This window comes from Agathobaculum sp. (genome assembly GCF_050946325.1).
GTDB lineage: Bacteria > Bacillota > Clostridia > Oscillospirales > Butyricicoccaceae > Agathobaculum.
In genome coordinates this window covers 1-16,770 of record NZ_JBMNUP010000027.1, presented here as the reverse complement: position 1 = coordinate 16,770, position 16,770 = coordinate 1, and the positions used below count along the sequence as shown (strand labels likewise).

Genomic DNA, 16,770 nt, shown 5'->3' with positions numbered 1-16,770 from the left:
CGCGGCTTCCAAACAGACGACGCAAAAGCAGAAGCGGGCGGAGGCGCAGAGCGAGCAGCGTGCCAAAGCGGCAGCGCCGCGTACCCGCCGCAGTGCTTCGGCATCTTCCCGCGGCAGGGGGCGCAGAAACGACCCCTATGCACGCTTTGAGAAGGATGAACCTCGCGTGGATGCGCACACGCCTTCACGCGCGTATGCGTTGAGCGAAGAGGCGGCGGCGCGTATTCGGAAAAAGGTGGAGGCGGCGCTGGCGGCGCGCACGGCAGCGCCTGCGCCGGAGGGGAAAACAGAAAAAACGGCGGCGCCGGTCCGCAAAGCGGAAAAGAAAAGGACGGGCGCCCGCCGGTCCCATCGCCGCAGCGGCAGATAAAACAGAAAGATAAGCAAAAGGGGAGAACAGGACGATGAACGGCGCAAAACACCGAGTAGCCTTAGGGATAACCTGCTTTTTTATGATATGCTTGACGGTAGTCTATCCCTTTTTGCTGTATACGCCGAATGATTTTGTGACGCGCTGGCGGGAGTGGTATATCGAAACGGCGATGGGTACGATGACGCACCAGTGGCTGGCGACCTGGTTCATTCCGGAGGATATCATCAACGAAGTGATGCTCAAACGGTATCTGATGAACCAGCGGCAGGAGGGGGCGGCCAGCGCATGGAGTGAACCGGACGGGCAGACAACGCCGGACGCTGCGCCGGTCTCCACGCCGAAGGAGGAGTTTTATAAAACCTTCTCTGAACTGGACAGAGACAGCTTTGAAGCATTTTTGGAGCAAAATCCGGAGTACATAGCCGACGGATATGAGAATATCAATATTGATTTGATCGGCGAGGCGACAAAGCGGGACTATCAGACAGGCATCAAAACGGTGCAGGGCGATACGGTGCTGGCGGTCAACGCGGAATACGGCATTCTGATTGCGGAGCTGCGGGGCGAGGATTCGCTGGGCATGGAATATGCGGGCAAACTTGCGCTCTGTAAAAAGCCGGAGCGCGTAATCGTCGGCACCTGCGCGGGACTGTTCAGCTACGGCTCGTTTGTTATGGATATGGTGCGTGATTATGACGCGATGCTGGGTATCAACGCTTCGGGCTTTGCCGATTATGAGGGAAACGGCACGGGCGGTTTGCCCTATGGATTCCTCAAGAGCGAGGGGAAACAATTGCAGGGCGCGGTTGGAAACGGGTGGAAAATCATCGGCTTTGATGAGGAAGACCACCTGCAGGTCGGCGCTTTCAGCGATACTTCTCATCTGCGCGACGCGGTGGAGTTCCATCCGGCGCTGATTATCAATGGAGAGAATATGGTGGCGGGTACCGGCATGAATGAACAGCAGCCCCGTACCGCAATTGGGCAGGCGAAGGACAAGACGGTTATCATGCTGGTGGTGGACGGGCGTCAGTTCCACTCGTTCGGCATTTCCATTGAGCGCTGCGGGGAGATTATGGAGAGCTACGGCGCTTACCAGGCTTCCATGCTGGACGGCGGCTCGTCTTCCGTGATGGTGTATAACGGGCGCGAAATTACCAGCCCGACGACGCTTTCCCAGAATGCGGAAGGGCGTACCTTGCCGGATGCTTTTCTGGTTCGGTAAAGAATTGCACGGATTTTGAAAAAAAGACTTGCCTGAATGCCGGAAATGTGCTAAAATAATTAAGCGCCTGTTGGTAAGGCGCGAAATGGAGAAGTATCGAAGTGGTCATAACGAGCTCGACTCGAAATCGAGTTGTCGGTAAAACGGCACGTGGGTTCGAATCCCACCTTCTCCGCCATGAAACCGCATCTTTTGTAAGATGCGGTTTTTTATTTGCCGCGTTTCCTGCATACGGAGAGAAAAGGACTGCCGCGCGCTTCGTGCCTGATTTTGCTGCAAGCTTGACTTGCGTTTACGATTTCAGTCGGCTATAATGGAGGAGAACAGGAGGGAACCCTTATGAAAAAGATTATCACTATCAGTCGGCAGTTTGGCGCTGGCGGCGGGGAGCTTGGCCGGCGCACGGCAAGGGCGCTGGGCATTCCGCTCTATAATAAGGACCTGATTCTGCGCACCGCAATGGCTTCGGGCGATTTGACGCCGGAGGAGGTTCGGCGCTGGGATGAGCGTGTGCCGGTTGATTTTGGCCTGACGCAAAGCCTGTTTGATTTTTATAACCGCCCGCTGAGCGACAAATTGTGGGAAGCGCAGGTAAAAGCGATCCGTGAGATGGCCGATAAGGAAAGCTGCGTGATCGTCGGCCGCAATGCCGATTACATCCTGCGGGAGTTTGACCACTGCCTGCGCGTGTTTGTCCATGCGGATTTTGAGTGGCGGCTGGAGCGGATGTGCGGTATGATGCCGGACTCCACGGAGGAACAGGTGCGGGCAAATATCCGCTCGGTCGATAAGGCGAGAAACACCTATTGCACGCGCTATACCGGCCACCGCTATGCGGATGCCACCAATTATGACATGACGCTGTGTACCAGCCGCCTGGGAATTGACGCGGCGCTGGAACATATTCTGAAGGCCGCAGAACACATTTAAAACCGTCGATTTTTTGGAAATGCGCCGCCGTATGCTTGACGGCGGCGCTGTTTTGGTCTATAATGTCATCAGGCATCTTGGGCGATGGCGGTGAACGGTATCCTGCTGTCGCCTGTTGTGTTTCGGGGTTGACTTATCGTAAATCTGTGCGGAAAGCGCTGAGGACATGCGATTCCGACCCGAGAAATTTGCAAAGGAGAGAATCACACATGAAAAAAGCACTTTCCCTGCTGATGGCCGCCAGCCTGGTATTCGGCCTGGCCGCCTGCGGCAATTCCAATGACACGCAGAAGGACGCCGACGCCGGCGCGCAGCAGGACAACTCCGCTGCTGCTGACACCGGAAGCGACAAGACCTGGGTGATTGCATCGGATACGGTTTTCAAGCCCTTTGAGTACACGGACGCTTCCGGCAAATTCGTCGGTATTGACGTGGATATTGTGGCCGCTGTTGCAGAGGACCAGGGCTTCAAGTATGAGATGAAGAGCCTTGGCTGGGATGCTGCGCTGGCAGCATGCCAGGCGGGCCAGGCGGACGGTTTGATCGCCGGCGCCTCCATCACTGACGAGCGCAAGGAGAGCGGCTGGCTCTTCTCGGACGGTTACTATCAGGCCACCCAGACCATGACCGTTGGCGCCGATTCCGACATTACCGGCTTTGCTGACCTGAAGGACAAGGACGTTGCGGTTAAGACCGGTACGCAGGGCGCCGCTTATGCGGAAAGCCTGAAGGACGAGTACGGCTTCAACATCGTTTACTTTGAGGATTCGCCCACCATGTATCAGGCGGTTCTCGGCGGTCAGGCAGTCGCCTGCTTTGAGGATACCCCGATTATGGCTTCTTCCATCAAGGATGGAGATCTGGCGCTGAAGATTCTGGAAGACACGGCGAATGAGGGCGCGCCCTACGGCTTTGCAATTTTTAACGAAGCCAACCAGGAGCTGCTCGATATGTTCAACGCCGGTCTGGCCAACATCAAGGAAAACGGCAAGTACGACGAGATTATTGCCAAGTACCTGGGTTGATTATAGCGGATTGACCTGAATTTTCAGGGGGCGCTGTTTGGTTTCGGCGCCCCCTATTTTTTGAAAGGAGTTCTGACCCTTGCTTGTCAAAATTATCACCCGATATGGGCCGCTGCTGCTTGAGGCGATGGGCCAGACGCTGCTGCTGGCGCTGTGCGGTCTGTTCTTCGCCTGCATTCTGGGCCTGATTTTTGGACTGATGAGCGTAGTAAAAAGCCGCGTCTGCAATGTCATTTCGACCATCTTTGTCGATGTGATCCGCGGCCTGCCGATGCTTGTGCTGGCGTTTTTCATCTTTTTCGGTTTTCCGGAGCTGGTACACGGGCTATTCCCGGGCAATCGGTTTGTGTTGACCTCGCTGCAGGCCGGTACGGTTGCGCTGGCACTCAACTGCGGCGCTTACATGGCGGAGATCATCCGCGCCGGTATCCAGAGCGTGGATAAGGGGCAGATGGAAGCGGCCCGCAGCCTTGGCCTGCCGTACTGGAAGGCGATGCAGAAGGTTGTGCTGCCGCAGGCCATCCGGACGATGATCCCGTCGATCATCAACCAGTTCATCATTACGCTGAAGGATACCTCGATCCTGTCGGTCATCGGCTTTCCGGAACTGGTCAACACGGCGAAAAACGTGGTGGCCAACACCATGAGCCCGTTTAACGTATGGTTTATCGTCGGCGTGATGTACCTGATCGTCATTACGATCCTGTCCCGCTTTGCAAAGGTAATGGAGAGGAGGATCAACCGTGGCCGAGAATAATGGAAACGTTAAAATCCATGTGGAGCATTTGAAGAAAAATTTCGGCGCGCTTGAGGTACTCAAGGACGTTTCGATCGACATTCATGAGGGCGAAGTCGTCGTCATTTTGGGGCCGTCCGGTTCGGGTAAGTCCACTTTTCTGCGCTGCCTGAACCGTCTGGAGGAAATCACCGGCGGCACCGTGATTGTGGACGGCTATGACATTACGGACAAGAGCACGGATATCAATAAGGTGCGCGAAAATGTCGGCATGGTGTTCCAGCTGTTTAACCTGTTTAACAACCTGGACGTGATGGGCAACATGATGCTCGCGCCGACCGAGCTGAAAAGGGCGACCAAGGAAGAAGCGCATGAGACTGCGATGCAGCTGCTCCGGCGTGTGGGTCTGGCGGATAAGGCAGAAGCCTATCCGGCGCAGCTTTCGGGCGGTCAGAAGCAGCGCGTAGCCATTGCGCGTGCCTTGGCCATGCATCCGGATATCATGCTGTTTGACGAACCGACTTCGGCGCTTGACCCTGAGATGGTCGGCGAAGTTTTGCAGGTTATGAAGAACCTTGCCAGGGAAGGCATGACCATGGTTGTGGTGACGCATGAAATCGGCTTTGCGCGTGAAGTTGCCAGCCGCGTTATCTTTATGGAAGGCGGATACATCGTGGAGCAGGGCACACCTGATGAGGTGATCAACCATCCGAAGGAGCAGCGCACGATTGACTTTTTGAGCAAAGTTCTGTAACAGCGAATATGGAGAAAAGGCGGGAGCGCAGCTCCTGTCTTTTTTTTGTGCGCTGCGGGATACAGGGATAGCGCTTGCGCAGCGCGTGTGGTACAATAAAGCAAGGAAAAAAGGAAACCATTCTTTTCAGATGGGAATTGCGGGGTGTGGAATGAAATCGGGAAAGTATACCATGGATATGCTGAACGGGCCGCTGCTGCCCAAAATTGTGCAGTTCAGTGTGCCGCTGATTTTATCAAGCTGTCTGCAGCTTGCGTTTAATGCGGCAGATGTGATTGTAGTTGGGCGGTTTGCCGGTGAGGAGGCACTTGCAGCGGTTGGGTCAACCACTGCGCTGATTAACCTGATGGTTAACCTGTTCATTGGATTATCCATTGGCGCAAATGTTGTGATGGCGCACGACTGGGGCGCGCGCTCACTGGAAGATACGGAAAAAACGGTGCATACCGCTGTTTTGATGAGTCTGGTTTCGGGTGTGCTGCTGATTGCGGTCGGTCTGGTGCTGGCGCGGCGCCTGCTGCTTCTGATGGACAGCCCGGAAGACGTCATTGATTTATCAACGCTCTATCTGCGGATTTATTTTTGCGGTATGCCGGCGACGATGGCCTATAACTTTGGCAGCGCTTTGCTGCGCGCTGTCGGCGATACCCGCCGGCCGCTGTATTTTCTGGCAATAGCGGGATGCGTGAATGTGCCGCTTAATCTGTTTTTTGTGATTGTATGCAAGCTCAGTGTGGCAGGGGTGGCGCTGGCTACGGTGATTTCCCAGGTGATTTCAGCAGGACTGGTGCTGTACTGCCTGACGCAGATGGACGGCCCGTGCCATTTGAGCGTGCACGCGCTGCATATTGATAAGAGCAAGCTGACCCGCATTTTGCGGATTGGCCTGCCCGCCGGCATACAGTCTTCTCTGTTTTCGTTTTCCAATGTGCTGATTCAGTCGTCCATCAACGCCTTTGGGTCGGTGGCTATGGCGGGCAGCGCTGCGGCTGCCAGCGTGGAGGGGTTTATCTATACCTCGATGAATGCGGTGCATCAGGCGGCGGTCAGCTTCACCAGCCAGAATATGGGCGCCGGCAAGACGGAGCGCATCAGCCGGATACTGCTTTGCTGCCTGGGACTGGCATCAGCGGTTGGATTGGTGATGGGATGGGGCGCATATCTGTTCGGGCGTCCGCTGCTCGGCATTTATTCGCCGGAAGCGGACGTGATTGCGCGCGGTATGGAGCGTCTTGCCGTCACCTGTACAACGTACTTTTTGTGCGGCGTTATGGATACGCTGATGGGTGTGCTGCGCGGCATGGGATATGCCGTCATGCCGATGCTCGTATCGCTTTCGGGTGCATGTCTTTTCAGGGTGGTGTGGATTGCAACCGTATTTCAATGGAGTCCGGCGCTCAATACGCTGTATCTTTCCTATCCGGTATCGTGGGCGCTGACAGCTGCGGTGCATGCGATTTGCTATGGGATCGTCCGTCGGCGTATGCAGCAAAAAACAGCGGGGTAATGCATTGAAAAAGAGACCGGCAGGCCGAAGGCCTGCCGGTCTGAGTCTGTCGAAAAACTGGCGTTTTTCCGACAATCTGTGTTTGGTATATGCCAAACACGGACGAGAAAAAGTTCCCGTGCGGAAACTTTTTCTCTCTGAAAGTGCAAAAGCTGAGGTACACGCCCTCAGCTTTTGTGCATTTGCAGAGCAAATGCCGTTGGATGCGCGCTGCCGCGCGTACTGCTCGTCGCTGGTAAAGCGCTTTTCCGATTAAGAGAGACCGGCAGATTAGTTATTTTTGCAGGTAGGCGGCGCCGATACGGTCCGCTTCGAGAATTGCCTGATAAACGTCTTCCGCGGTGATATCAGGAGAAAGATTCTTGGTTGACTGGGTGGGTACGCACGCGGCTTCAGCCACCTTGCGCAGATTTTCCTCCACAATATCCGTTACGCCAAGCTGCGCCAGGGTCATGGGAAGGTCAACGCGCTTCATAAACGCAAGCACTTCGTCCATTTCCTTCTGGTCAGCCTTTTCCAGCACAAGCTGCGTCAGCAGACCAAAGGCAACCTTTTCACCGTGATACATGCCGTGTGCCTGCGGCTCCTGCGCAAAGCCATCGTTGATGGCATGCGCTGCGGCCAGACCGCCGCTTTCAAAGCCGATGCCGGAAAGCAGAATGTTGGCCTCCACAACCTTTTCGAGCGCTTCGGTGCGTTCGCCGCGCTTAACACCGTCCAGCGCCTCGCCGCCGTATTGCAGCAGCAGGTCATAGCACAGGCGGCTCATCATGGTGACGGTTTCGGTCGCCAGACCGCGCGCCATGGTCTTGACCTTGTTCTTCAGGCAGGCGCGGGCTTCAAACCAGGTGGAGAGCGCGTCGCCCATGCCGGCGGAGAGCAGGCGGGCCGGAGACTGCGCAAGGATTTCGGTATCCGCAACAACCAGGTCAGGGCTGCGGCGCATCATAACGGCCTTAATTACAACGCCCTCTTCATTATACAGTACAGCAACGCCGGAGCAGGGGGAATCGTTTGAAGCAACGGTCGGCATGATAATGCAGGGCAGGCCGCCCAGATTTTCCGCAACCGCCTTGGCGGTGTCAATCACCTTGCCGCCGCCCATGCCGATGACAGCGTCGCAGCCGTTTTCCTTGACGGCGTCCATATGCGCAAATACTTCGTCCTTGGTCGCTTCGCCGTGGAACTCGCCGAATACAACCTCTTTTTCCGCGTCGGTCAGGCTTTGCGCGACCTCATCGCCAAAACGCTTTTTGCCGCCGGGGGAGCAGAGCAGATAGAATTTGCTGCCCATCTTCTTTACGCTTTTGCCGAGATTTTTGCGTTCGCCCGGCCCCTGTACATAACGGCCAGGGCCCTTTATTGCGATAGCCATGGTTTTGTCATCCTTTCTGTTGGTTCATCTGAATCGGGTGAGAAACGTCTTGTTTTCCAGATAGCAAAATTATACCATGAGTGCGTGAGAAAAGAAAGAACATTTTGGTTAAATGATGGGTTTATTTTGCGCGGGTTTTGGATTAACGCGGCTGCAAATAAAAATCCGTCGCAAGCTGGACCACGCGATCGGGTACGCCTGCGCCATCCAGACGGTGTCCCTCGTCCGGAAATACGGTCAGTTCCGCACCAAAAACCTCCGCAAAGCGCTGGGCAGCGGCGCAGCAGGCGGTTTCATCTGCGCCGCCGTGCGCCATGGCGATGTGATGGCGGCCGGTATAACGGTCAAACACGTCGTTTTCGGCCATTTCATCCAAAAAACGCTGCGTCAGGCGCATGGGGCGCGCATAGGGATAGTCGGGCACAAACCAGCCGCACCGGCGCAGACTTTGTTCGGCGGCAGGGCTGCGGTGATCGAACAGGTGCGGCATTTCAATGGCTGCGGCGCGCAGAAAGGCCTTGCAGCGCCGGTCTGTTTTGCGCGCCAGATACAGCAGGTTGATATAGGCGCCGAAACTGGAGGAAAAATAAACAATTTCCGCCCCGGGTGCGCGGCTGCGCGCAAAAGCCTCAGCAGCGGCAAGATCGTGCAGGCAGCCCGTCACCGAAAGCGATTGTCCGTCCGCCGGACTGTCGCCGTGGGCGGCAAAGTCAAAGGCAAGGACGCCGAATCCGGCAGAAGGCAGGGCTTCAAACAAACGCAGCGCGGTGGGACTGCGTTTGCTGCTGCCAAAGCCGTGACTGACGAGACAGACGCGCTGTTCGCCGCCGGTGATCTGATACAGGCAGGGAATGGCGTATCCCTCCGGCGAGGGAATGGAAATCTGGTTCATTTTGCACCCCCATGGATATACTTTAAGAGAAGTATACGCGGAAAAACCGGTGCTGTCAAAAAAAGAAGGACAAAACTATGTCGATTGGTGTGCTTTTTGGCCTTGCGCGCCAATAGCCGCTATGTTAAAATAAACCTATCGTGGGTAATTGCACCCGATTGGATTTGGAGTGAAATATAGATGGATTACAACCGTTTGGCGGAGCTGCTGTTTCCGCATATCAAAACTACGCCCGAAGAGATTGAGGCACGCTATCCAAAACGCGAATTGCCCGAGGGCGCCAAGGTCACCCGCATGGGACCAAGCCCGACGGGCTTTATGCATCTGGGCAATCTGTACGGCGCGCTGGTGGATGAACGGCTGGCGCATCAGTCGGGCGGCGTGTTTTATCTGCGCATTGAGGATACCGACCACAAGCGCGAAGTGGAGGGCGGCGTGCAGATGATCCTCGACGCTTTCCGGTCGTTCGGCCTGCCGTTCGACGAGGGCGCAACGCTTGAGGGGGACAACGGCGTATACGGTCCCTACCGGCAGAGCCTGCGCGCGGAGATCTATCAGACATTTGTCAAGAGTCTGGTCGAACGCGGCATGGCGTATCCCTGCTTCTGCACGGAGGAAGAGCTGGCTGCCGCGCACCAGCAGCAGGAGGCGAATAAGGAGAATTTCGGCTATTACGGAAAGTACGCGGTGTGGCGCGGCCGGCCGATGGAGGAGATCGAGGCAGAGCTGAAAAAGGGCACGCCCTATGTGGTCCGCTTCCGTTCGGAGGGCAGTATTGAAAACAAGATCCGGCATGAGGATCTGGTCAAGGGCAAGATGGAGGTCACGGAAAACGATCAGGATGTGGTCATCCTCAAGTCGGACGGCATCCCGACCTATCATTTTGCGCATGTGGTGGACGATCACCTGATGGGGACGACGGTTGTTGTCCGCGGGGAGGAGTGGCTTGCCACCCTGCCGGTGCATTTGCAGCTGTTCCGCGCGATGGGCTGGAAGGCGCCCAAGTATGCGCACACCGCCCAGCTGATGAAGATCGATCCGGAGACCGGCGGCAAGCGCAAGCTGTCCAAGCGCAAGGACCCCGAGCTGGCGCTGACCTTCTATGCCAAGGAAGGGTATCCGGTGCCGGCGGTGCTGGAATACCTGATGACGCTTTTGAACTCCAACTTTGAGGAGTGGCGGCGCGCCAACCCCGACCTGCCGATGAATGATTTCCCGTTCAGCACCAAAAAGATGAGCGGTTCGGGCGCGCTGTTCGATATTGAAAAGCTGCGCGATGTATCCAAAAATGTGATCTCGCGGATGTCCGCCGATACGGTTTACGATTATATTGCCGCATGGAGCGCGGAAAACGATCCGGCATTCCACACGCTGCTGACCCGTGATCCTGCGATGAGCCGCGCGTATCTGGCGATCGGCCGCGGCGGCAAAAAGCCGCGCAAGGATCTGGCGCTCTGGTCGGATGCCAAGGGCTATATGGATTTTATGTTTGACGAGCTGTTCCAGCCGGATTATACCATGCCCGAGCGGGTCTCTGCGGCCGATGCGAAGGCGATTCTGGCTGACTTTGCCGGTGTTTTTGACGAAAATGATACGCCGGACGGCTTTTTCGAGAAGATGAAGCAGATTTCTGCCGCGCACGGCTATGCGGCGGATACCAAGGCCTATAAGGCGGCGCCTGAGCAGTATAAGGGTGCGGTAGGCGATGTATCCATGGTGATCCGCGTAGCGGTTGCCGGCCGGCAGAATGCACCCGATTTGCAGACGGTCATGGGTATTATGGGCCGTGAAAAGGTGCTGGAGCGACTGGAAAAATGCGCGGATGCGCTTTAATTGAAACCTTTTTGGGGGAAAGATAACGCTATGATGGAAAACGTAAACAACTTTCTGACCGAGATCATCGATGAGGATATCGCGGCAGGTCTGAATGAAAAAATCCATACCCGCTTTCCGCCTGAGCCGAACGGCTATCTGCACATCGGCTCGGCCAAGGCGATCTTCATCAACTGGTCGATTGCGAAAAAATACAACGGCCTGTTCAACCTGCGCTACGATGATACCAATCCGGTCAAGGAGGATACCGAGTATGTAGACTCCATCTGGGAGGATATCAAGTGGCTGACCGGCGAGGAGCCGACCGGCGGTGTATACTACGGTTCGGATTATTTTGAGACCTGCTACGAATGTGCTGTGCAGCTCATCCGCGATGGGAAGGCGTATGTAGACGATCTGACGCAGGATGAAATGCGCGCTTACCGCGGCACGCTGACCGTGCCGGGTAAGGAAAGCCCGTACCGCAGCCGCTCGGTGGAGGAGAACCTGCAGCTCTTTCAGGAGATGCGCGACGGCAAGTTCGCAGACGGCGCCAAGACGCTGCGCGCCAAGATTGACATGGCAAGCCCGAATATGAACCTGCGCGATCCGGCGATCTACCGCATTGTGCGGGCGCATCACCACCGGCAGGGGGATACCTGGTGCATCTATCCGCTGTATGACTTTGCCCACCCGATTCAGGATGCGATTGAGGGCATTACGCACTCGATGTGTTCGATTGAATTTGAAAACCACCGTCCGCTGTATGAGTGGGTCGTGGACAACTGCCCGCTACCGCATCACCCCAAGCAGCGTGAGTTTGCCCGCCTGAACATGACGCACACGGTTATGAGCAAGCGTTACCTGCGCCAGCTTGTGTTTGAGCATCATGTGGAGGGCTGGGACGATCCGCGTATGCCCACGCTGTGCGCACTGCGCCGCCGCGGTTATACGCCGAGCGCTATTCTGGACTTTGTACAGCGCGCGGGCGTGGCCAAGGCGGATTCGCTGGTCGATATCAAGCTGCTCGAGCACTGCATCCGCGAGGAGCTGAATGAAACCGCGCTGCGCCGCATGGCGGTGACCGAGCCGGTCAAGCTGGTCATTACCAACTATCCGGCGGACAAGTGCGAGGAGTTTGAGGTGCCGAACAACCCGCGCAGCGAAGCGGCGGGTACGCGCAAGGTGCCGTTCACGCGCGAGCTGTATATCGAAAAGAGCGACTTTGCCGAGGTGCCGCCTCCGAAGTTCCAGCGCCTCAAGCCGGATGGAGAAGTCCGCCTGATGGGGGCGTATATCGTAAAATGCAGCGAGATCATCAAGGATGAAAACGGCGAAATTACGGAGATCCGCTGCACGGCCGATCTGGAGACCGGCAACGGGATGCCGGCGGATGGCCGCAAGGTCAAGGGCACGATCCACTGGGTATCGGCGGCACATGCGGTCGATGCGGATCTGTATCTGTATGATAATCTGCTGACCATTGAAAATGCAAATGACTTGCCCGAAGGCAAGGATTATCTGGATTATCTCAATCCGGAATCGCTGAAAAAGCTGACCGGCTGCAAGCTGGAGCCGTCGCTGGCGGGGGCCAAGGAGGGCGAACGCTTCCAGTTTGTCCGCATGGGATACTATGTCAAGGATCGGGAGCCGGGACGGTTTAACCGGATCGTCACCCTGAAGGACAGCTTTGCCAAGACACTGCAAAAGTAACAAATATAAAAAGCACCCTTTTCGGGTGCTTTTTATATTTTCTGATAGATTTCTGTGCCGTAATGTGACGCGCTGAATCCATTATCCAGAAAAATAGAGAAAAACGGCGTTTTTTTGGCATCAGGATGTGTGTCGCTTGGCTGCGGCAAGTGAAGCAGCATCTGCGTAAAAGCCGGTGTGACGGGACCGGCAATGACCGTGCCGTATTGCCAGCCGGTATCCTTGCGTGTGCCGTATTGCAGCGCAAGCTGGATGGCATCGGTTTCCTCTGCCCAGCAGTGAATTTCAAAGGTCTGTGCGGTGTGGAGCTGCTCGGCCAGCAGACGTTTCCAATCGGCAAAACTGTCACAGAGGATGGGGGCAGAGGGGGCTGCGTCGGGAACAATTTCGGCGGGGGTGAGGGTTTCCAGCAAGTGTTCCAGCGCATGAGATAAGCTGTCGCTATTGGGGAACATCGTATCACTCCCTGCTTTTGTGCTGTTGTTTCCAGGCCTTAATCTGTTCGAGCCGCGCCTTGTATTTGGCTTCCAGCCCCTGTTCGGTCGGCCGGTAGTACTCCCGTCCTGTAAGGGAATCGGGCAGACACTGCATATTGGTCAGCTTGTCGGCAGCATCGTGGGCATATTGATAGCCTTTTCCGTATTCCAGCTCTTTCATCAGACGGGTGGGCGCGTTGCGGATGACAAGCGGCACGGGTTCGGCCAACTGGGTGAGCGCGTCCTTTTTGGCGGTTTCATAGGCTGTGTACAATGCGTTGGACTTGGGGGCAAGCGACAAATAGACCACGGCATGCGTCAGATGGACCGAGCATTCCGGCATGCCGATGAGGTGGCAGGCCTGATAGGCAGCCACCGCGACTTCGAGCGCGCGGGAATCCGCCATGCCGATATCTTCGCTGGCAAAACGGGTAACGCGCCGTGCGATATAGAGCGGGTCTTCGCCGGCTTCCAGCATGCGGGCGAGCCAGTAGACCGCCGCATCCGGATCGGAGTTGCGCATGCTTTTGTGCAGGGCGGAGATCAGGTTATAGTGCTCCTCGCCGGATTTGTCATACAGCAGAGACTTTTTGGAAATGCACTGTGCAAGGGTCTCTGGGGAGACAGTGACGGTGTCGCCGTCCGTATCGCCATTGAGGACGACCATTTCCAGCGTGGAAAGTGCGCTGCGCGCATCGCCGTTTGCAAAATTTGCAATCGCCTCCAGCATATCAGGCGCCATGCTGATTTGCTGACCGCCGAAACCGCGCGGGTCGGTGAGCGCGCGGGAGAGCAGAGCGGTGAGGTCGCCGGTGGCCAGCGCCTGCAAAACAAATACCTTGCAGCGCGATAAAAGGGCGCCGTTGACCTCAAACGAGGGATTCTCGGTCGTTGCGCCGATCAGGATGATGCTGCCCTTTTCAACGAAGGGAAGAAAGGCGTCCTGCTGCGCTTTGTTGAAGCGGTGGATCTCGTCCACGAATACGATTGTGCGCTCGCCGAAGCGGCGGTTGTCCTCCGCTTGCTGCATGACCTGCCGGATTTCTTTGATGCCGCTCGTCACGGCGGAAAAATCAATGAAGGAAGCCTTGGTGCGGTTTGCGATGATGCGTGCAAGCGTGGTTTTGCCCACACCGGGCGGCCCCCAGAAAATCATGGAGGAAATTTGGTCGTTTTCGATCAGACGGCGCAGCACTTTGCCCTGGCCAAGCAGATGGGTCTGGCCGACAAATTCATCGAGCGTCTGCGGACGCAGCCGTGCCGCGAGGGGGCGGCTGTCATAGCCGCCGAACAGGGTCTGCTGTTCCATGGTGCGCACCTCCTTTGTGTTCGGTCATCTCATTATACCACCGAACAAATGTTCCTGCAAGATGAGAAAAACGCTTTGGAAACAGGAAGGAAGCTGTGCGCGTGGCGGTTTTTCGGTGATTCGATATGCAGGAAAATTACTGCAAAAAAATTGAGGCTTTGATAAAAAGCCTCAATTGGGTTTGAGCGGATCGTGGTAATCAACCGGCGCGCCGGTCAGCACATCATAGTAATACCAGTGGTCAGCGTCCTGATCTGCGAAAAAGTAGACGCCGAGCGGGGTCTCAGGCTGGTCGCCGTTGATACGGCCGATGAAGCGGCCGCCTTCGGCCTCCCCGATGGGCGTGATTTGCTCCACGCTGACGGGATGCAGCACGGCAAGATAGAGCGCCGTGATAAGCGCTATGGAGAGATACAGCAGCAGCACCACGATGGCTGCCCCGCGCAGAGGGGGCTGCGGTTGCTGCGGTTTTCTGGGGCGGCGGTATGGGGTGTGCCGATACAGCGCCGCAATCAGCAGGAAAAAGAGCAGAAAAGCAAACCACCAGCCATACAGCAGATAGGGCAGCCGCTGCAGTTCGCCCGGCTGACAAAAAAGCAGAAACGCGAGCGCTGTGAAAACAAAAAACGCCAGCACATCGCCCGTGCGGGACGGCTTGCGCGGCGCGGTTTCGCCGCTGCTCAACCAGCATATTGTCAGCTCGATTGGCGCGAAGAACCAAAAATAGAAAGGATTGGAAAGAACGGCATCGTCATACCGGCCGGAAATTTCGGTCAGATACAGGCTGGCAGCCAGCCATGCAACCACCGATAAAGCAACCAGCAGCGGTGTAGTACTGCGTTTTGCCATATGGATATCCCTCCATTTGCGAATGAAAACAGGCAGGATCGTTTGCGGCCCTGCCTGTTTCGGCACGATTTCGCGCAGCAGAGCGCGTATCTTTGATTTAGGCTTCCGCCTTGATCTTCTTGAGGTTGGCAAAACGCGGCAGGCCGTTTACCTTGGGGCCTACATTGTCGCCGTTTACCAGCGGCAGCGCGTACTCGATGAACTTCTCGTTCACGCCGTTGCCTTCTTCGTTGATCCAGTCGCGCGGAACCTTCTTTTCGGTGTTGGCAACTTCGGACAGCGGGAACAGCTCAATTTCGCAGTGGTAGCCGTTTGCGTCGCGGGTGCACTTGAAGCCGGGCATGAAGTCGGTCTTGCCGGCAACTGCATTCTCAACCGCAGCCTTGCCGGACATGTAGGACTCGTCCACGTCGGTCTTGGAAGCGCAGTGCGCAGCGCAGCGCTGCAGCAGGCTCAGCTCAATGCCGCGGACCTTGCAGCCCAGCTCGTTCTTAACGGTATCTGCCAGCATGGAAGCCAGACCGCCGAGCTGTGCGTGGCCGAAGCCGTCGGTCGCGGAGGTCTTGGCCTCGGATACGAAGGAACCGTCCGCATAGTGGATGCCTTCGGAAACGGCAACCAGGCAGTTGCCTTTCTCTTCATAGATGCGCTTTACATCCGCCAGGAACTTCTGCATGTCAAAGTCGGTCTCCGGCAGGTAAACCAGGTCAGGACCTGCGCCCATTGCGGTAGCCAGACCGGCAGCGCCAGCCAGCCAGCCGGCGTGACGGCCCATGATTTCAACGATGCAGACCATGCCGGTGTCATACACGCGGGCATCCTGATAAATTTCCATGCAGGAGGTAGCAATGTACTTGGCGGCAGAGGCAAAGCCCGGGCAGTGGTCGGTGCCGAACAGGTCGTTGTCGATGGTCTTCGGGATGCCCATGACGCGGCACTCGTAGCCGGACTTCATCATGTACTTGGAAACCTTGTTGCAGGTATCCATCGAATCGTTGCCGCCGTTATAGAAGAAGTAGCGGATATCGTACTTCTTGAAAATCTCGAGGATACGCTTGTAATCGGTGTCGTCCACATCGGGGTCGGCCAGCTTGTAACGGCAGGAACCAAGAGCGGAGGACGGGGTGTAGCGCAGCAGCGCCAGCTCGTCGCGGTCTTCCTGGTCGATGTCGTACAGTTCGTCATTCAGCAGACCCTTGATGCCGTGAGCCATGCCGAATACGCGGGTGATATTCGGATTGTCCAGCGCGGTTTCCAGCGCGCCGAGCACGGAAGAATTGATGACCGAGGTCGGGCCGCCCGACTGGCCGATGACGCAAGCGCCTTTAAGTTCACTCATAATTTTGTAGTACCTCCTAACAAATTCAAATGCAGAGAAAGCTCACTGCATTTTCTTTCATAATAAGACTATCATAAAAACAGGATAAAATCAATGGAAAACCGCCCAATTCGGGAACGGTTTCAAAGAAAAATTTATGGGCTTTTTTACGGGCTTGGACTTGATTTTGACAGTGCAGCCTGATAGAATAAAAAAAGATTTAGGCGAAAAGCCAATCTTTGTTAGGAAAGGAAGTTTACCATGCCATTAGTTACCACTGCCGAGATGTTTAAGAAAGCGTATGCTGGCGGTTATGCTGTCGGCGCTTTCAACGTGAACAACATGGAGATTGTTCAGGGCATTACCGAGGCCTGCCAGGAGCAGAAGAGCCCGGTTGTTCTGCAGGTTTCCAAGGGCGCGCGCGCGTATGCCAACCACACCTATCTGGTTAAGATGGTGGAGGCTGCCGTGAAGGA

At 56.1% G+C, this 16,770-nt stretch carries 16 protein-coding genes and 1 tRNA gene; 11 read left to right on the top strand and 6 right to left on the bottom strand.

All coding sequences use genetic code 11. From position 1 onward, the window contains the following. The 8 genes from ACOYIE_RS03795 to ACOYIE_RS03760 form a co-directional block, all read left to right on the top strand. Window positions 1-370, top strand: a 370-nt coding sequence (locus ACOYIE_RS03795) for a hypothetical protein (protein ID WP_433410832.1), incomplete at its 5' end; no start/stop codon positions are given. Window positions 371-452: 82 nt separating this feature from the next. Then, window positions 453-1,598 carry a phosphodiester glycosidase family protein gene (locus ACOYIE_RS03790; RefSeq protein ID WP_433410831.1) on the top strand — a complete coding sequence of 382 codons (1,146 nt, stop codon included), beginning with the start codon at window positions 453-455 and terminating at the stop codon, window positions 1,596-1,598. Between the two features lie 87 nt (window positions 1,599-1,685). Next, a tRNA-Ser gene (locus tag ACOYIE_RS03785) sits at window positions 1,686-1,776 on the top strand. Window positions 1,777-1,937: 161 nt separating this feature from the next. Beyond that, on the top strand, window positions 1,938-2,528 hold the full coding sequence (locus ACOYIE_RS03780; protein WP_433410830.1) for an AAA family ATPase: 591 nt from the start codon (window positions 1,938-1,940) through the stop codon (window positions 2,526-2,528). 209 nt (window positions 2,529-2,737) lie between these two features. Further along, window positions 2,738-3,553: a transporter substrate-binding domain-containing protein gene (locus ACOYIE_RS03775; RefSeq protein ID WP_433410829.1), complete on the top strand. Its 816-nt coding sequence runs from the start codon at window positions 2,738-2,740 to the stop codon at window positions 3,551-3,553. Between the two features lie 79 nt (window positions 3,554-3,632). Beyond that, a complete protein-coding gene (locus ACOYIE_RS03770) occupies window positions 3,633-4,310 on the top strand; it encodes an amino acid ABC transporter permease (RefSeq protein WP_433410828.1) in 678 nt (225 codons plus the stop codon). Continuing rightward, entirely contained in the window at window positions 4,297-5,043 is a 747-nt protein-coding gene (locus ACOYIE_RS03765; RefSeq protein ID WP_433410827.1) for an amino acid ABC transporter ATP-binding protein, read from the top strand. The genes ACOYIE_RS03770 and ACOYIE_RS03765 overlap by 14 nt, the downstream gene beginning before the upstream one ends. Window positions 5,044-5,215: 172 nt before the next feature. Next, entirely contained in the window at window positions 5,216-6,550 is a 1,335-nt protein-coding gene (locus ACOYIE_RS03760; RefSeq protein WP_433410826.1) for an MATE family efflux transporter, read from the top strand. Window positions 6,551-6,824: 274 nt separating this feature from the next. Here ACOYIE_RS03760 and ACOYIE_RS03755 read toward each other — a convergent pair whose 3' ends face one another. Further along, window positions 6,825-7,925 carry a glycerol dehydrogenase gene (locus tag ACOYIE_RS03755; protein WP_433410825.1) on the bottom strand — a complete coding sequence of 367 codons (1,101 nt, stop codon included), beginning with the start codon at window positions 7,923-7,925 and terminating at the stop codon, window positions 6,825-6,827. Window positions 7,926-8,067: 142 nt separating this feature from the next. Further along, window positions 8,068-8,817: an alpha/beta hydrolase gene (locus ACOYIE_RS03750; RefSeq protein ID WP_433410824.1), complete on the bottom strand. Its 750-nt coding sequence runs from the start codon at window positions 8,815-8,817 to the stop codon at window positions 8,068-8,070. 180 nt (window positions 8,818-8,997) lie between these two features. Here ACOYIE_RS03750 and gltX point away from each other — a divergent pair, with 180 nt between their 5' ends. Both gltX and ACOYIE_RS03740 read left to right on the top strand, forming a co-directional pair. Beyond that, window positions 8,998-10,650 carry a glutamate--tRNA ligase gene (gltX, locus tag ACOYIE_RS03745; protein ID WP_433410823.1) on the top strand — a complete coding sequence of 551 codons (1,653 nt, stop codon included), beginning with the start codon at window positions 8,998-9,000 and terminating at the stop codon, window positions 10,648-10,650. A gap of 33 nt (window positions 10,651-10,683) precedes the next feature. Continuing rightward, a complete protein-coding gene (locus tag ACOYIE_RS03740) occupies window positions 10,684-12,342 on the top strand; it encodes a glutamine--tRNA ligase/YqeY domain fusion protein (protein ID WP_433410833.1) in 1,659 nt (552 codons plus the stop codon). Window positions 12,343-12,374: 32 nt separating this feature from the next. On the opposite strand, the gene ACOYIE_RS03735 is transcribed toward ACOYIE_RS03740, so the two are convergent. From ACOYIE_RS03735 to ACOYIE_RS03720, 4 genes are all read right to left on the bottom strand, one after another. Next, window positions 12,375-12,797 carry a hypothetical protein gene (locus ACOYIE_RS03735; RefSeq protein WP_433410822.1) on the bottom strand — a complete coding sequence of 141 codons (423 nt, stop codon included), beginning with the start codon at window positions 12,795-12,797 and terminating at the stop codon, window positions 12,375-12,377. A gap of 4 nt (window positions 12,798-12,801) precedes the next feature. Then, entirely contained in the window at window positions 12,802-14,127 is a 1,326-nt protein-coding gene (locus ACOYIE_RS03730; RefSeq protein WP_433410821.1) for a replication-associated recombination protein A, read from the bottom strand. A gap of 171 nt (window positions 14,128-14,298) precedes the next feature. Then, on the bottom strand, window positions 14,299-14,976 hold the full coding sequence (locus tag ACOYIE_RS03725) for a hypothetical protein (RefSeq protein ID WP_433410820.1): 678 nt from the start codon (window positions 14,974-14,976) through the stop codon (window positions 14,299-14,301). 97 nt (window positions 14,977-15,073) lie between these two features. After that, a complete protein-coding gene (locus tag ACOYIE_RS03720; RefSeq protein WP_433410819.1) occupies window positions 15,074-16,315 on the bottom strand; it encodes a 6-phosphofructokinase in 1,242 nt (413 codons plus the stop codon). 240 nt (window positions 16,316-16,555) lie between these two features. Here ACOYIE_RS03720 and ACOYIE_RS03715 point away from each other — a divergent pair. Further along, a partial coding sequence (locus ACOYIE_RS03715) for a class II fructose-bisphosphate aldolase (RefSeq protein ID WP_433410818.1) occupies window positions 16,556-16,770 on the top strand: 215 nt, incomplete at its 3' end.

Bases quoted from the DNA above. Each gene is read 5' to 3' on its own strand.
- ACOYIE_RS03775 (WP_433410829.1), top strand. From the start codon at position 2,738: ATGAAAAAAGCACTTTCCCTGCTGATGGCCGCCAGCCTGGTATTCGGC.
- ACOYIE_RS03760 (WP_433410826.1), top strand. From the start codon at position 5,216: ATGGATATGCTGAACGGGCCGCTGCTGCCCAAAATTGTGCAGTTCAGT.
- ACOYIE_RS03740 (WP_433410833.1), top strand. From the start codon at position 10,684: ATGGAAAACGTAAACAACTTTCTGACCGAGATCATCGATGAGGATATC.
- ACOYIE_RS03750 (WP_433410824.1), bottom strand. From the start codon at position 8,817: ATGAACCAGATTTCCATTCCCTCGCCGGAGGGATACGCCATTCCCTGC.
- ACOYIE_RS03790 (WP_433410831.1), top strand. From the start codon at position 453: ATGATATGCTTGACGGTAGTCTATCCCTTTTTGCTGTATACGCCGAAT.
- ACOYIE_RS03720 (WP_433410819.1), bottom strand. From the start codon at position 16,315: ATGAGTGAACTTAAAGGCGCTTGCGTCATCGGCCAGTCGGGCGGCCCG.
- ACOYIE_RS03755 (WP_433410825.1), bottom strand. From the start codon at position 7,925: ATGGCTATCGCAATAAAGGGCCCTGGCCGTTATGTACAGGGGCCGGGC.
- ACOYIE_RS03780 (WP_433410830.1), top strand. From the start codon at position 1,938: ATGAAAAAGATTATCACTATCAGTCGGCAGTTTGGCGCTGGCGGCGGG.
- ACOYIE_RS03725 (WP_433410820.1), bottom strand. From the start codon at position 14,976: ATGGCAAAACGCAGTACTACACCGCTGCTGGTTGCTTTATCGGTGGTT.
- gltX (WP_433410823.1), top strand. From the start codon at position 8,998: ATGGATTACAACCGTTTGGCGGAGCTGCTGTTTCCGCATATCAAAACT.
- ACOYIE_RS03730 (WP_433410821.1), bottom strand. From the start codon at position 14,127: ATGGAACAGCAGACCCTGTTCGGCGGCTATGACAGCCGCCCCCTCGCG.
- ACOYIE_RS03735 (WP_433410822.1), bottom strand. From the start codon at position 12,797: ATGTTCCCCAATAGCGACAGCTTATCTCATGCGCTGGAACACTTGCTG.